Origin of the sequence: Curtobacterium sp. MCPF17_003 (genome assembly GCF_003224385.1) — a bacterium.
In the GTDB taxonomy this organism is placed as follows: domain Bacteria; phylum Actinomycetota; class Actinomycetes; order Actinomycetales; family Microbacteriaceae; genus Curtobacterium; species Curtobacterium flaccumfaciens.
The window spans coordinates 36,357-50,513 of the sequence record NZ_QKLC01000017.1 but is presented as its reverse complement, the minus strand read 5'-3'; the positions used below and the strand labels follow the sequence as shown (position 1 = coordinate 50,513).

General features: G+C 73.1%; 19 protein-coding genes. 9 read left to right on the top strand and 10 right to left on the bottom strand.

The features are described 5' to 3' along the window. Window positions 1-102: 102 nt before the first annotated feature. Window positions 103-402, bottom strand: coding sequence for an excalibur calcium-binding domain-containing protein (locus DEJ30_RS15015; RefSeq protein WP_220032965.1), 300 nt, complete (start codon window positions 400-402; stop codon window positions 103-105). A 140-nt stretch (window positions 403-542) separates the two neighbouring features. Here DEJ30_RS15015 and DEJ30_RS15010 point away from each other — a divergent pair, with 140 nt between their 5' ends. After that, complete coding sequence (locus DEJ30_RS15010; RefSeq protein ID WP_110862502.1) at window positions 543-926, top strand: MmcQ/YjbR family DNA-binding protein; 384 nt, start codon at window positions 543-545, stop codon at window positions 924-926. A gap of 51 nt (window positions 927-977) precedes the next feature. Here the strand turns inward: DEJ30_RS15010 and DEJ30_RS15005 are convergent, their stop codons facing one another. After that, on the bottom strand, window positions 978-1,607 hold the full coding sequence (locus DEJ30_RS15005; RefSeq protein ID WP_258369977.1) for an MOSC domain-containing protein: 630 nt from the start codon (window positions 1,605-1,607) through the stop codon (window positions 978-980). Window positions 1,608-1,725: 118 nt separating this feature from the next. On the opposite strand from DEJ30_RS15005, the gene DEJ30_RS18305 reads away from it, so the two are divergent. The 4 genes from DEJ30_RS18305 to DEJ30_RS14990 are packed head-to-tail and all read left to right on the top strand — an operon-like array spanning window position 1,726 to window position 3,391. Further along, window positions 1,726-1,875, top strand: a complete 150-nt coding sequence (locus DEJ30_RS18305; RefSeq protein WP_181420165.1) for a hypothetical protein — start codon at window positions 1,726-1,728, stop codon at window positions 1,873-1,875. A 9-nt stretch (window positions 1,876-1,884) separates the two neighbouring features. After that, window positions 1,885-2,439, top strand: a complete 555-nt coding sequence (locus DEJ30_RS15000) for an RNA polymerase sigma factor (protein ID WP_110862500.1) — start codon at window positions 1,885-1,887, stop codon at window positions 2,437-2,439. After that, entirely contained in the window at window positions 2,436-3,086 is a 651-nt protein-coding gene (locus tag DEJ30_RS14995) for a hypothetical protein (RefSeq protein WP_146238611.1), read from the top strand. Before DEJ30_RS15000 ends, DEJ30_RS14995 begins: the two co-directional genes overlap by 4 nt. Then, window positions 3,083-3,391 (top strand): hypothetical protein, encoded by a 309-nt coding sequence (locus DEJ30_RS14990; RefSeq protein ID WP_110862498.1) that lies wholly within the window; start codon window positions 3,083-3,085, stop codon window positions 3,389-3,391. The genes DEJ30_RS14995 and DEJ30_RS14990 overlap by 4 nt, the downstream gene beginning before the upstream one ends. Window positions 3,392-3,479: 88 nt before the next feature. Here the strand turns inward: DEJ30_RS14990 and DEJ30_RS14985 are convergent, their stop codons facing one another. From DEJ30_RS14985 to DEJ30_RS14955, 7 genes are all read right to left on the bottom strand, one after another. Next, window positions 3,480-4,352, bottom strand: a complete 873-nt coding sequence (locus tag DEJ30_RS14985; protein WP_110862497.1) for a phospholipase — start codon at window positions 4,350-4,352, stop codon at window positions 3,480-3,482. A 298-nt stretch (window positions 4,353-4,650) separates the two neighbouring features. Next, on the bottom strand, window positions 4,651-5,106 hold the full coding sequence (locus DEJ30_RS14980) for a MarR family winged helix-turn-helix transcriptional regulator (protein WP_027466277.1): 456 nt from the start codon (window positions 5,104-5,106) through the stop codon (window positions 4,651-4,653). A gap of 176 nt (window positions 5,107-5,282) precedes the next feature. Then, complete coding sequence (locus DEJ30_RS14975) at window positions 5,283-5,933, bottom strand: GntR family transcriptional regulator (RefSeq protein WP_110862496.1); 651 nt, start codon at window positions 5,931-5,933, stop codon at window positions 5,283-5,285. A gap of 153 nt (window positions 5,934-6,086) precedes the next feature. Next, a complete protein-coding gene (locus tag DEJ30_RS14970; protein ID WP_110862495.1) occupies window positions 6,087-6,554 on the bottom strand; it encodes a DUF1810 domain-containing protein in 468 nt (155 codons plus the stop codon). Next, window positions 6,551-7,342 carry a YqjF family protein gene (locus tag DEJ30_RS14965; protein WP_181420164.1) on the bottom strand — a complete coding sequence of 264 codons (792 nt, stop codon included), beginning with the start codon at window positions 7,340-7,342 and terminating at the stop codon, window positions 6,551-6,553. The genes DEJ30_RS14970 and DEJ30_RS14965 overlap by 4 nt, the downstream gene beginning before the upstream one ends. Then, complete coding sequence (locus tag DEJ30_RS14960) at window positions 7,339-7,737, bottom strand: hypothetical protein (RefSeq protein WP_110862493.1); 399 nt, start codon at window positions 7,735-7,737, stop codon at window positions 7,339-7,341. The genes DEJ30_RS14965 and DEJ30_RS14960 overlap by 4 nt, the downstream gene beginning before the upstream one ends. 64 nt (window positions 7,738-7,801) lie before the next feature. After that, a complete protein-coding gene (locus tag DEJ30_RS14955) occupies window positions 7,802-9,067 on the bottom strand; it encodes a phosphopantothenate--cysteine ligase family flavoprotein (protein WP_110862519.1) in 1,266 nt (421 codons plus the stop codon). A gap of 64 nt (window positions 9,068-9,131) precedes the next feature. Between DEJ30_RS14955 and DEJ30_RS14950 the strand changes: the two genes are divergently transcribed. Beyond that, window positions 9,132-9,923: an NRDE family protein gene (locus tag DEJ30_RS14950; protein ID WP_181420163.1), complete on the top strand. Its 792-nt coding sequence runs from the start codon at window positions 9,132-9,134 to the stop codon at window positions 9,921-9,923. Between the two features lie 210 nt (window positions 9,924-10,133). Here the strand turns inward: DEJ30_RS14950 and DEJ30_RS14945 are convergent, their stop codons facing one another. After that, a complete protein-coding gene (locus DEJ30_RS14945) occupies window positions 10,134-11,072 on the bottom strand; it encodes an SDR family oxidoreductase (RefSeq protein WP_110862491.1) in 939 nt (312 codons plus the stop codon). A gap of 211 nt (window positions 11,073-11,283) precedes the next feature. Here DEJ30_RS14945 and DEJ30_RS14940 point away from each other — a divergent pair, with 211 nt between their 5' ends. The 3 genes from DEJ30_RS14940 to DEJ30_RS18300 all read left to right on the top strand — a co-directional run bounded on the left by DEJ30_RS14940 (window position 11,284) and on the right by DEJ30_RS18300 (window position 14,106). Continuing rightward, window positions 11,284-12,393, top strand: a complete 1,110-nt coding sequence (locus DEJ30_RS14940; protein WP_258369976.1) for an LLM class flavin-dependent oxidoreductase — start codon at window positions 11,284-11,286, stop codon at window positions 12,391-12,393. Between the two features lie 188 nt (window positions 12,394-12,581). Beyond that, a complete protein-coding gene (locus DEJ30_RS14935; RefSeq protein WP_110862490.1) occupies window positions 12,582-13,244 on the top strand; it encodes a hypothetical protein in 663 nt (220 codons plus the stop codon). 370 nt (window positions 13,245-13,614) lie between these two features. Then, window positions 13,615-14,106, top strand: coding sequence for a pyridoxamine 5'-phosphate oxidase family protein (locus DEJ30_RS18300; protein ID WP_181420162.1), 492 nt, complete (start codon window positions 13,615-13,617; stop codon window positions 14,104-14,106). Window positions 14,107-14,157 lie beyond the last annotated feature (51 nt).

The following is a 14,157-nucleotide window of genomic DNA, read 5'->3' as shown; positions in this document are numbered from 1 at the left end:
GCAGGCCGCAGGACACCGGTGTTCGCGCGTCGCAACGCGGTGTGCGGGTGTTCAGGGCGCGACCACCGGTGTCGTGCAGGTGTCACCGAGCGCCAGCGAGCGTCAGCTCTTCTCGCAGGCGATGCCGTCCTTGTCGCGGTCGAGCTTGACGTTCGCCTTGTACAGGGCGTCGTCCTTCTTCACCGTGCCCTTGAGCGCGCGCGAGGTGGTCTTGCCGCCGGAGACGACCTTGTTGCTCGTGACGGACTTCTTGGCGATGCCGCCGGAGTACACCTTCTGCACCGCGGAGCAGTTGGCGTAGGACTTCGGCGCTGCCTGCGCGGTCGAGGTCCCGCCGACGACGACGGTGGTCGCGAGGACAGCGGTGGCGGCGGCGATGCCGAGGGTACGGATGATGCGCACGGGTTCCCCCTGGAACTGGTGGTGGTCGCGCGAGCGACCGCCGCGTCGGGTACGCGGCGTGGCGATCCTACGACGTGATCGAGGCGCACGACCCGCCCCCGAACGGGTGCGCTGTCGGCGGCCTGCGCCATGCTGGTCCCATGGACGGCCAGCAGCTGCACGAGATCGCGAGCCGCACGGCCCTGGGGCTGCCGGCGGCCGTCGAGACCCAGCCGTTCGGCGAGGGCTCGCTCGTCTACAAGGTCGTCGGCAAGATGTTCGTGATGATCAGCGAGGTCCGAGGCACCCCGATCGTGAACCTCAAGTGCGCACCACCGCACGGTGCCGCGCTCGTTCGCGACCTCGCCGAGATCACGCCCGGGTGGCACATGAACAAGCGGCACTGGATCACGCTGACACCGGGTGACGGCATCGACGAGACCCTGGTCGAGGACCTCGTGGCGAACGCCTACGACCTGGTGGTCGCCGGGCTGCCTGCGGCGAAGCGTCCGATCGACCCGTCGCGCGGCGTGCTGCCGGGCTGACCGGGCGCAAGGGGCTCGACGGGCTCGACGGGCTCGACGGGCTCGACGGGCTCAGGCCCGCGCGGCGACCTTCGACAGGTCCTGGACGACCTTCGGTGCCAGCCGCTCACCCGAATCGAGCACGGCCCGTGCACGCTCGGGCGACAGGTCGCTGAAGATCTCGCCGATGGTCACCCCGTGGTCGGGCCGGTGGGTCACCTCGATCGGGTCGCCCGCCGCGACCGAGCCGGACTTGACCACGCGGAAGTACGCCCCCGGCCGCCCCTCGTCGGCGAACCGCTTCACCCACCGGTCGATCCCCATCCGCCGGGCGAAGGTGCCGCAGGGCGTGCGGGGGATCGTCACTTCGAGCACGAGGGTCTCGCCGATCCGCCAGCGTTCCCCGGTCACGGCCCCGGTGACGTCGATGCCGCTGGTGCGGAGGTTCTCGCCGAACAGGCCCGGCGTGACCTCGCGGTCGAGCAGGTCGGCGAAGTACGCGGCGTCCTCGTCGGCGTAGGCGTACACGGCCTGGTCCACACCGCCGTGGTACTTGCGGTTCGCCTGCACGTCGGCGCGCAGGCCGAGGGGTCGGACCCGGACGCTGCCGGTGACCGGGCGCTTGTCGATCGCGGTGACGCCGATGATGCCGGAGTCCGGCAGCAGGCGGTCGACGCGGCAGACGGCGGTGACGAGCGACATGGAGCCACTCTGGCGCACCCGGGTCGGTGCGCCAAACCCCGACCGGCAGCTGGTGCTGATGTGTGACGAAACGGGTGCGACGCACGTCCCATCGTCGACCACACCACGAGGAGACGACATGACCCGCACCGTCGCAGTCCCCAGGAACGCCCCCGCGCACGTGCTCGCCCTGGCGCGTGTCCGGTCGCTCACCGCCCGGCCGGTCGGACCGCTCAAGGTCGTGCCGGCCCACCGGCGCACCCAGCCGTTCTCCATCCACCACCAGTAGAAGGAACGCGTGCACCACCAGTCCCTCGCCGAGCTCGACGACGCGGTCCTCGCCGGCCGGTCGTCCGACGGTGACGTCCGGGCCTTCGAGGTCCTGATCCGTCGCCACACCCCGCTGCTCCGCGCCTACGCTCGTCGGACCCTCGGTTCCACCGATGAACTCGACGACGTCGTGCAGGAGACCTTCATCACCGCCTGGGACCGCCTCGACAGCCTCGAGGACCTCGCGCGGGTGAAGTCCTGGTTGATGCGCATCCTCAGCCGGAAGTGCCTGGACCGCATCCGCGCACGTCGCATCCACGACGACGTCACCGAGCTCGAGGTCGCCGCGCCCGCCGACGACGCACCCGACCGGGTCGCCGAGGCTCGCTCCCGCGAGGACGCGGTGGAACGTGCGCTGGCCGAACTGCCCGAAGCCCAACGACGGTGCTGGATCATGAAGGAGGTGCTCGAGTACCGGTACGACGAGATCGCCGCCGAACTCGACCTGCCACCGTCGACGGTCCGGGGACTGCTGTCCCGAGCGAGGAAGAACATGATCCGACTCATGGAGGGATGGCGATGACCGACCACGACGGCATCCGACCGGACCTGCCCGACAGCCCCGAAGCACTCGACTCCCTGGAGCCGGGTGACCTGGACGGACACTCGATCGACGAGCTCGCCGACTACCTCGACGCGGGCATGCAGCCGGCCGACCCGAGCATCGACGACTCGCCCGCCTGCCAGAACGCCCTCGCCGCGATCATCCGCGTCCGCCACGCCTCGCTCCGCTCGCTCGAGGCGGCTGCGCGCGACGAGGCCCCGGCCGACGAGTCCTGGGTCACCGGCGTCCTGGCGAACATCTCGATCGAGTCCCGCTCCGGACGCGACGTCCCGCTCCGCCCGCTGTCCGAGACGGAGCGCCCCGTGATGACCGAGGGCGCCATCCGCTCCCTCATCCGCCGCACCGGCGACGAGGTCCCCGGGGTGCTCGTGGCCCGGTGCCAGCTGGACGGTGACGTCACCGAGCTGGCATCCCCGATCCGGGTGCTCGTGGAGATCGCGATCGCCGCCGGTCCGTCGATCCCCGCGACCGCCGAGCTGGTCCGCACCGCCGTGGCCGGTGCCCTGGCCGAGCAGACCGACCTGCTCGTCGAGGCGATCGACGTCGTCGTCCGCGACCTCCTGCCGGACCCCGAGCCCGGCACCGACCCGGAGGAGGCCCGATGAGCGCCACCGACGAGACCCTCGCCGCGATCGAGTCCGCAGTCCTGCAGGTCCCGGGCGTCGACGACCTCTACCGTTCCCGCCCGACGGTCGCGAGTGCGGTCCACGCGGTCCGCAGCATCGCGACGAACACCGGCCCGCTCCGGGTCGTCGTGGACGACGACGCCCTGCGCGTCGTCATCGGCACCGATGGCTTCCGCCCGGCCCCCGAGGTCGCCCGCGCCGTCCACGACGTCGCCCTGGCGACCGCCGCAGCCCACGGCCTGGCGCTCAGCCGCGTCGACGTCCGCGTCGCCCGGGTGGGTTGACCGCGACCACGAAGCGGACGGGAGGCCCGTGGCGGACCCGCCACGGGCCTCCCGTCCGTCTGCCGGTCGCCTTCGCGACCCGCGCCGATCAGTAGAAGTTGTTCGCCTGCGAGTGCCCCCACGCTGCGCACGGGGTGCCGTACGCCGAGCTGATGTACTGCAGACCCCAGGTGATCTGGGTGGTGGCGTTGGTGCGCCAGTCGGCGGCGATCGTGGCCATCTTCGAGCCGGGGAGCGCCTGCGGGATGCCGGTCGCGCCGCCGTTCGTGTTGACGGCCTGGTAGTTCCAGCCGGACTCCTTGGTCCACAGGTTGTCCAGGCACTGGAACTGGTCGGCACCCCAGCCGTACTTCGACGACGCGAGCGAGGTCGCCGTGGCCTTGGCGCCGGCGACGGTGTTGCCGGCGGCGAGCTTCCGGGCGGCCTCCGCTGCCTCGGCGGCCGCCTGCCGCTCGGCTGCGGCCTTCGCTGCGGCTGCGGCCTTCGCGTCGACGTCCCGCTTGTCCTGCGTGGCGCTCGCCTGCGCGACGTCGGTGGTCGACGCGACCGTCGTCGAGATCCGGTTCGTCAGCGCAGCGCCGGACAGGTCCGGGTAGTCGCTCAGCGCGTCGACGCGCTGTTCGAGCGCCGAGGTGTCGACCCTGTCGTTCGCGGTCTGCATGACGGTCTTCGCCGTGGTGATCGTGGCGGCTGCCTGGGCGCGGTCGAGCGCGGTGCCGCGCAGGGCGGGCTGTGCGGTCGCCGAGGCGCTCGCGGTGCCGGTGGGCATGCCGAGGGCCTCGCCGATGGCGGGCTGCGTGCCGACGGTCAGCGCGCCTCCGGCGACGGCGAGGACCGCGGCGCCGCCGGCGATCAGCGTCGCGCGGTGCCGTAGGGCCCGGCGCATCCGGCGGTTGGGGGTGTTCAGGGCCTCACGTCGGGTCGAGGCGGTGGTGGTGGGGAGCTCAGGGGTGTGTCGCATCGGTTCCGCAGGTCGGCGGCTCGGTGGGGGAGGGACTCCTGCTCGCGCGAACGAGGTCGTGCGGGCACGCCGGAGGCTGGCGGTGTCGGTGACACCGTCGGCGACGACGAGGAGTCCTCGAGCCGGTGAGGACCGGACGGTGGTGTGGGGCCCGTCCGTCCGCCGGGAGCAGCCGTGGGGTGGCCGCGGTCAGGCGGAGCCGACACCATGACCGGTCAGACTGGGCAGCGCGTCCAGGAACGCTGGCAGAACGGTCCGTCCACCGCTTGGTAACGGTTCGGTAACGGTCGTGCGCGGCCTAGAAGGTGTGAGGTTCCTGGGCGTGCTCGCCCTGGGCGACGCGCTCGAGCGCGGCCAGGGCGCCGGCGATCGCCTGGACGTCCGACTCGTCGAGCTCGGCGATGAGTTCGGCGACGATCCCGGTGCGGTTCGCGCGGGCCTGCTCGACCGCTTCGATGCCCTCCGGCGTGGCCGTCACCATGAACGCCCGGCCGTCGCGCGGGTCGGCCTCGCGCTGGATGAAGCCGCGCTGCTCGAGCTCGGTCAGGATGCGGGTCATCGTGGGCTTCGTGACCACCTCGATCCGCGACAGGTCGCCGGGGCGCAGGGGTCCGTGCCGTTGGATCGACGCGAGCGCCGACACGATGCCGTACCCGAGCGAGGCCGAGTCGGTACGGGCCCGTCGGTTGATCCGACCGACCGCGGCGGCCAGGCGTGCGGCGACCTCGGTACGGTCCGTCGGGCGGGGGTTCATGTGCTGCTCCGGGTGCCTGGTTCAGGTGGTCGCCAGCGATGCTATCGGTCCGCGCGGCCCTGGGACTGGGAGCGTCACGCGCGTGCCCGAGCCACCGGCCGGGAGGCCCGTGGAACGTCGACCGCCCGCCTCGCGTCGGCGAGACGGGCGGTTCCTGTACGCGGGTACAGGTGAGCTCAGTGCTTCTCGCCCGGCAGCTGGTGGATCGCCTCGGTCGCGAGCTCGGCCGCGACGTTGTCGCCGGACTCGGTCGCCGCCCGGAGTCGTCGGAAGTCCTCGGTCATCCGGTCCCAGTCGACCAGCTCGTCGAGGTTGGGCAGACGCAACCGGAACGCCAGGCCGTCCATCGTGTCGCGGCAGACGCGCTGCAGGTTCTCGTTGCCGCACTCGGCGACGTACAGGGCGAAGACGTCGAGGGCGTCGTGGTTGACGGCGGCGACCTCGTGGGCCTCGAGCTCGGTGATCGTCTTGTCGAGCTGCGCGAGGATCTTCTTCCGGCCTGCCGACCCCAGGCGCGGGACCGCGAGTCGGACGACGCCGCCGAACAGCACGCCGAGGGTCTGCATCGCCTCGACGACCTCGGTCGGGTCCGGCGTGGTGACGCGGGTGTACCGGTTCGGGGCCATCTCGATCAGGCCGGCGCGGGACAGCTGGCTGAGGGCTTCGCGGATCGGCGTGCGGGAGACGCCGAGCCAGGCGATGAGCTCGTCGTCGTTCAGGCGTTCCCCGGGCAGGAGCGTGCCGTCCATGATCGCGTCGTGGATCTTGTGGCGGACGGTGTCACGGAGCAGCTGGTGCTCGGTCGGGGCGCTGCGGGGGACCGGCATGCGTTCTCCTTCGGGGGCGGTGGCGTCGGGGCGCCGGGCGAACGGGCACGGTCGACATCGCACGTGCTCGCATCACCGTACCTGATATGACAACGGCGTTCCGATCGGCTCAGCGCGTGTCAGCGTCGACGTGTCAGGTGCCGGTCATGCGCGTCACTCGTGTCCGGAGCGTTCACCGAGCAGGCGGAGCGTGGCCGGGTCCTCGGCGCCGTCGTACCAGCGGTCGAGCACGGCGAAGAACGGCCGCGGGTCGGCGGCGACCCGGGCGAAGAGCGTCATCGACGACCGGAGCTTCACCGCGTCGATGCCCCCGAGCAGGGCGTCGGCGGAGTGGGCGGGGGCGTTGTGTGCGACGTCGGTCGCCGCGAGCAGGCGGGGACCGAGCACCGGGTGTGCCAGGTAGGCGCGGGCTTCGTCCGCGCCGGTGATCGCGAAGCGCACCGCCGTGGCGCTCCGTCCCAGGCCGGCCAGCTGCGGGAACACGAACCACATCCAGTGCGACGACTTCCGGCCCCGACGGAGTTCGTCGAGCGCGACGTCGTGGACACCCTGCTGGGCCCGGACGAAGCGGTCGAGGTCGAACGGGTCGTCGGCCTGTGCGTCGGTCTGTGCGTCCGTCACCGGACGACCCCGCCCCAGCCGTACCGGACGGTCGTGCCGTCGACCACGAGCAGGGAGTCCGGCGCCCGGTCGAACAAGCCCGGCATGCCGACGGCGTCGGGCAGGTCGCCCTCGAGTCGGTCGAGCGTGGCCGAACGGGTGGTGAGCACCGGGTGCTGCCGCTGCCAGAACAGGGTCTGCGCCAGGTACCGCGCGTGGATGCCGGCGCGGGTGGTGAGCTCCGCGGCCAGCGGGGTGTCGACGGCCTCGCCGGCGGTCACCCGCACCGAGGCCGCGTGCTTCGGCCGCGCCGCACCGGTCGGGCGTTCCTGCCGGAGCGACCGCGCCCACCGCACCGGGTGCAGTGCGCGGGTCGGGTGCCGGACGGATCGGTGCGCCACCGCGTCACCACGGCGACGGGAACCTGCGTGCGCGAACGTGTACGGCACGCCGAGCAGCGCGTGCGCGGCGACGATGGCGGGCACGTTCGCGGTGTCGACCGTGCGGTAGGTCACCCCGCGCCGCCCCTGGTCGTCCACCGTGAGCACCTCGATCGTGACCTCGGTCATGGTGCCGAGCCGCCCGGCGGACGGGAACGGCGGCACCCGGGTCTCCCGGAACACGTACGCCGACAGCCCCACCCAGGCGCTGCCGTCGACCACGTCCGGACGGGTCCCACGGGGGACGAGCCGCTGCAGCGACGCCGGGTCGTGCCGCCAGTGCGCGAACACGATGTCCTCCCAGGCGTGCTGGGTGACCGGGCGGTGCAGCAACGGCACCGCCGCGCGCGTCCACGACGGCTCGGTCACGGCTTCGGTGCGTGCCGACCGACGCGCACGCCCCACAGCACCAACGGGGCCTGCAGCGGGAGCCGCAGCACCGAGACCAGCCGCGCCGCCCGGCTCGAGCGGGGGTGGTCGAGGAGGTCGTTCGCCATCTTCACGTTGGCCGGGAACACCGCCGCGAACAGCGCCGCGGCTGCCCACCCCGAGGCACGGCGGGTCGCGGGGAACACCAGCCCGGCGGCGATGCCGAGCTCGGCCACGCCGGATGCCAGCGTGGTCAGCCGCGGGGGCAGCGCGTCCGGCACGATCCGGTCGTACCCGCGGGGGCGCAGGAAGTGGGTGACACCGGCAGCGCCGAGGATCACCGCCAGGAGGGTGGCCGTGCGGTTGGCACGGCGGACCCGCTCACGTCGTCGCATGCGCCCCATCGTGCTCGCCGGTCCTCGGAACCAGGTCAGTGCGCCGGTTCACGTCGGTGTCCCTTCACGTCAGTGCGGTCGCGACGAGGTCGAGGACCGCCGTCGCCACCTCGGCCTTCGAGCCGGAGGTCTCGCGGACCACCTCGCCGCCGGGCACCAGGACCTCGATCGCGTTCTCCTCGCGCTCGAAGCCGGCCGACCAGCCGACGTGGTTCACGACGAGCAGGTCCGCGGGCTTCCGGCTGATCTTGGCGCGCCCGAGCTCGATCCGCGCGTCGCGGTCGGGTTCGGTCTCGGCGGCGAACCCGACGATGATCTGCCCCGTCCGCCGTGCCGCCACGAGGTCGGCGAGCACGTCCGGGTTCCGCACCAGCTCGAGCGTCATGCGCTCGCCCTGCGAGTCCTTCTTGAGCTTCTCCGTGAGCACCTCGGCCGGACGGTAGTCGGCGACGGCGGCGGTCATCACGACGACGTCGGCTTCGGTGGCGGCGGTGTGCACGGCCTCGGCGAGTTCGAGCGCAGACCCGACGGCCACCACGGTCGCGTCCAGCCCGGCGGTCAGCGAGCCCTCGACGTTCGCGGCGACGAGGGTCACGGACGCGCCCCGACGGACGGCATCGGCGGCGATCGCGATGCCCTGGCGGCCGCTCGAGCGGTTGCCGACGAACCGCACCGGGTCGAAGGGCTCGCGGGTGCCGCCCGCGCTGACGACGACGCGGACGCCGGCCAGGTCGCCCTGTTCGCCACGGGCTCCGGTGCCGGCCACCGAGCCGTCCGCGTCGCGGCGACCGGCCGGTGCGGGGTGCTGGTCGAGCACGGCGAGCGCGGCGGCGACGATGTCCTCGGGCTCCGCCATCCGACCGATGCCCGCATCGTCGCCGGTGAGCGCGCCGACGACCGGGCCGACCAGGTGGACGCCGCGGTCACGCAGCGTGGCGACGTTCGCACGGGTCGCGGGGTGCTCCCACATCTGCGGGTGCATCGCGGGGGCGACCACCACGGGTGCCTCGGTCGCGAGCAGTGTCGTACCGAGCAGGTCGCTCGCCAGGCCGTGCGCCATCCGGGCCAGCGAGTCCGCGGTGGCTGGGGCGATGACGACCAGGTTCGCCCGGCGACCGAGCGCGACGTGGCGCACCTCGGCGACGTCGTCCCACACGCTCGTGGTGACGGGGTTGCGGCTGAGGGCCTCGAGCGTCGGCAGTCCGACGAAGCGCAGGGCGCCCTCGGTCGGGACGACGTGGACGTCGTGGCCGCGCTTGACCAGGTCGCGGACGACCCCGACGGCCTTGTAGGCGGCGATGCCCCCGGTGATCCCCACGATGACGGTCAGGGCGCGCTCTGCTGCTGCGTTCACCTGGCTCACGCTACCGGGACCTCGTGCGAGGATCGACGGCATGTGCACCGTCGTCGTCCGCGTCGACCCCGGGTCCGCGTGGCCCGTCACCGTGCTCGCCCTGCGGGACGAGTCGCCCGAGCGTCCGTGGGACCCGCCCGCTGCCTGGTGGCCGGACCGCGACCCGGACCTCCGTGGTGTCCGTGACCGCTCCGCCGGTGGTGCGTGGCTCGCCGCGTCCGACCGAGCCGGCCTGGCCGTGGTGCTCAACCGCGCCGAACCCGTGACGAGCGTCGACGGCACGTGGACGACCCGCGGCGTGGTGCCGGTGGACGCCGTCGCCGACGACCTGCTGCCCGGACACGACGGCACACTGCCGACCACGCGGGCCTTCAACCTGGTGCGCGCCACGGCCGAGGGCGCCTCGGTGCTGACCTGGGACGGCGAACAGGTCCGCACCACCGACCTCGGCCCCGGCGTCCACATGGTGACGCACGGTGCGGCCGACGATCCCGCGGCGCCGCGCATCGGTCGGTGGCTCGAGGCCTTCCGTGCCGTCGACGCCCCGGCCGGCCCGCCGGTGCTCGGCCCGTTCGACGAACTCCGCACCGTGGACTCCGGTGGCGACGCCGGGGACGGCTGGGGTGGCTGGTTCGGCGTGCTGGCGGAGTCCGCAGCGCTGCCGAGCGACCACCCCGACGCGATCCTCCGCGACGTGCACGAGGCCGAGGGCCACATGACGACCCTGTCGATCGTCGCCGCGGCGATCGCGCCGGGCCGCACCGTCATGCAGCACGCCCGCCTGACCGAACCTGGTCGGCTGGACGGGTCGGTGGAACTGCACCGCGCCTGACGCTGGCGACGTGCCGGACCCGCCCCGGGCCTCCCGGCCGCGCCCCGCGCCCGCGCCCGCGTCCCGGCGCGCACGACGTCCGAGCGGTGCGAGGTTGCGTCCGTGGTGCGACCCGCGTCCCCTCGCACCACGTCCGGAACCTCGCACGGCCGCGGTGCCCCTCGCACCGCGCGAGGGGCGCGACCAACACGACCCGCGCCGCGCCCGCGCTCAGAGCGGCGGACGCGTCCCGGTGAGGTCCTCGGCGACGGCCCAGAGTGAGCGGGCGAGGTCGGCGCTCCGCGCGGACCCGGGGATCGACACGGTGGTGGTCGGACCGGTCATGCCGAACGGACCCGAGGGGCCGTAGTACGCGCCGCCCACGGCGTTCGGCCCGACCGCCGCGTACAGCAGCGGCTCGGTGCCCTGCGCGACGGCCTGGGTGAACGGCAGGGCGCGGTTGCTCGACCGCACCGGCTTCGACCGACCGAGCGAGCGTCCCGCGGCCTGCAGGTTCGTCCGGGTGTAGCCGGGGTGGGCGGCGGTGCTGACCAGGGGCACGTCGGCCTCGACGGTCAGGCGGTGCAGGTGCAGCGCGAGGAGCAGGTCGGCGAGCTTCGACTGCGCGTAGGCGCGCCAGCCGTTGTAGCCACGCTCCCACTGCAGGTCGGCGAAGCGGATCCGGCCGGGGATCGCGGCGAGGCTCGACATCGTGACGACACGGGGTGCCTGGGCCAGGGGCCCGTCGGCGAGGGGTGCTCGGGCACGGAGCAGCGACGGCAGCAGCAGGTTCGTCAGGGCGAACGGGCCGAGGAAGTTCGTGCCGAACTGCAGCTCGAAGCCGTCGACGGTCTCGAAGCGTTCCGGTGGGGCCATCACGCCCGCGTTGTTCACGAGGACGTCGATCGGACGGTCCTCGTCGACGATGCCGCTGGCGAAGCGGCGGACGTTCGCCAGGTCGGCGAGGTCGAGTTCGCGGACCTCCACGTCGGCTGCGGGGTGGGCGGCGCGGATGCCGGCGGCGGCGGTCTCGCCCTTCTCGGTGCTGCGGACGGCGAGCACGACGCTGGCGCCGGCTCCGGCGAGGCGCAGGGCGGCCTCCTGTCCGGTGCCGCTGTTGGACCCGGTGACGACGATGCGACGTCCGGTCTGGTCGGGGAGGTTCGGCATGCGGGCGACCGTACTCGTGCGGGCTGGCCGACCCCGGCCCGACCTCGAGCCGACCCCGGCCCGACCCCGAGCGGGCCCCGAGCCGACCCCGAGCGGGCCCCGAGCGGACCCCGAGCGGGCCCCGAGCGGGCCCCGCGGCGGGCCCCGTGCGCGCGGACCCACGTCGTGCTATGTTTATGCAAACGCATGGAAGTGCGACCAGGAGGACACCATGAGCAACGCATTCGGCACCGATCGTCCCTCGGACGTCCCGCCGCCCGCACCCGAGCGGATCGGGCCGCTGCAGCTCGGCCTCGACACCTTCGGCGACGTCACCGAACGCGCCGACGGCAGCCTGCAGTCCGACGCGCAGAGCATCCGCGACGTCGTCGACCAGGCCGTCCTCGCCGACCAGGTCGGCGTCGACTTCATCGGCGTCGGGGAGCACCACCGAGCCGACTTCGTCGTGAGCGCCCCCGAGGTCGTCCTCGCCGCGATCGCCGCCAGCACGGAGCGCATCCGGATGGGCTCCGCGGTCACGGTGCTGTCCTCCGACGACCCCGTCCGCGTGTACGAGCGCTTCGCCACCGTCGACGCCCTGTCGAACGGCCGCGCCGAGGTCATCCTGGGTCGTGGCTCCTTCACCGAGTCGTTCCCGCTGTTCGGCTACGAGCTGAGCGACTACGAGGTCCTGTTCGAGGAGAAGCTCCAGCTCTGGGCAGCCCTGCGCGGCGGCGACGCCGTGACCTGGTCCGGCACGAAGCGCGCGGGCCTGGTCGACCAGGACGTCTTCCCGAAGCTCGAGCACGGCGCGATCCCGACGTGGATCGGCGTCGGCGGCTCCCCGCAGTCGGTCATCCGTGCCGCGTCGTACGGCCTGCCGCTGTTCCTCGCCATCATCGGCGGGCAGCCGGCCCAGTTCGCCCCGTTCTCCCGCCTGTACCGCCAGGCCCTCGCGCAGCTCGACCTGCCGCAGCAGCCCATCGCGATGCACTCGCCGGGCTTCGTGGCCGCCACCGACGAAGAGGCCGCCGAGCGCTACTGGCCGTACCACAAGGCCGTCACCGACCAGCTCGGCCGGGAGCGCGGCTGGCCGCCCCTCGACGTCGCCGGGTACCGCGCGAGCCTGTCGGCCGGCGGGTCGCTCTACGTCGGCTCGCCGGAGACCGTCGCCCGGAAGGTCGCGCGCAACATGCGGATCCTCGGCGCCTCGCGCTTCGACATGCGGTACGCGACGGGTCGCCTGCCGCACGCCGACATGATGCGGTCGATCGAGCTCTACGGCACCGAGGTCGCACCCCGCGTGCGCGAGCTGCTGGCGCAGCCCGTCCCCGTCGCCTGACGGTCGCGGGTCCGGTCGGGGTCCGCAAGACACCGGTGTTCGCGCTCCACACCACCCTTCGCGGGTGTTCGGAGCATGGACACCGGTGTCTTGCGTGTGGACTCCGTCCGGTGCCGCACGCAACGGCCGGGAGGCCCGGGGAGGCCCACCGAGATCGGCTCACGGGGGCCGCGGGTACGGTCCAGGGCATGTCGTCACGCCCCGACCACGCCTCCGGTCCCGCTGCTGGTCACGCCTCCGACTCCGTCGTCGAACGCCGGTTCCGCGGCCGGATCATGGGCGTCGGCACCACCTCGGGCGTCCGGATCGTGGTCGGGATGTGGGACCGCTCGCCGTTCGGCCCGTTCACGGACGTGTTCCTCGAGCTCCCCGACGGCACCAGCGTGCTGCTCGCACCCGACGAGATCGTCGCCGCGTACGTCTCCGGCACCTACCGCTTCGACACCGTCTCGGTCGTCGACGTCCGCGCCCGCCGCACCGCCAGCGGCCTCGAGCTGTCCGCCGGGGCACTGCAGGCCTCGATCGACGTCGGCGGCATCTCGCCGCTCGGCCGGATCCTGCGCATCGTCCCGAAGCCGATCGCCCGCGACCCGCGCTGGCTCGCCGCGATCGACCCCGTGGCACGGCTGCTCGCGCCGGCGTCCGGCACGGCGGGGTCGGCGGGCAACGGTCGCCGCGAGTACTACGGCGTGACCGGGGCGCACGACGTCACCGGCGTGCGGGGGACCTGGGCGGGGGAGCCGCTCGGGGACCTGGCGCCGCTCGACCCGCCCGTGGCGTTCGGCTTCGCCTCGATGCCGAAGATCCCGCAGGTCGTCGACGTCGAGACCACCATCCGCGAACCCGCCTGACCCTCCGCGGGACCCGTTCTGGGTGCGTGCGTGTGCATGTTCCGACGATCCACGCGTCGATCGACTCGTGTCCGGTCGCTCGATGCACACGCATCCGGTGCGTGTGCATGCAACGACGTTCCACCTGTCGATCGACGCGCGTGGTGTCGCTTTATGCGCACGCATGCACGGCCCGCTGGCCGTGACGCGCCGGGCCGGGGGCGGCGCGGCGGAGGTGCGCCGGGCCTCCAGGCCGACCAGGACCGGACCACCTGGACGCGCCGGGCTGACGCGTCCAGCGCCGGAGGGGCACACTGGTCGGAACGGTACAGCCCCGTGCACCGACGGTCGCACGTCGCACGGAGCGGGGCGCATGACGCAAAGGAGCACCATGACCGACACACAGACGGACCAGCGCGCCGCCATCTCGGACATCGTCCACGGCGCCCACACGGCACTGCTCACCACGGTGAGCGAGGACGGGAACCTGCACGCCAGGCCCCTCGCGGTGCAGGACAAGACGTTCCACGGGACCCTGCGGTTCCTGGTGCAGGACGGCAGCGAGAAGGTCGAGGACATCGCGCGGAACCCGCACGTCAACGTCTCGATCGAGTCACAGGGCGGGTACCTGTCCATCGCCGGCACCGCCACCGTGACCCGCGACGACTCGGTGGTCGACGAGCTGTGGTCCCCGTTCGCCGAGGCCTGGTTCCCGAAGGGACGCCAGGACCCGTCGATCCGGCTCCTGACGGTCGAGGGGGTCTCGGTCGAGTACTGGACCCAGGACACCGGGCCGGTCGGCAGCCTGGTGCAGATGTTCAAGGCGGCGCTCGGCAAGCAGAGCCAGCCGGACACCGGCGACCACGGCACGATCGAGCTCTGAAGCGCGACGCGACGCCGTCGTCCTGTCGGGACGGCGGCGTCGTGCCGTGTC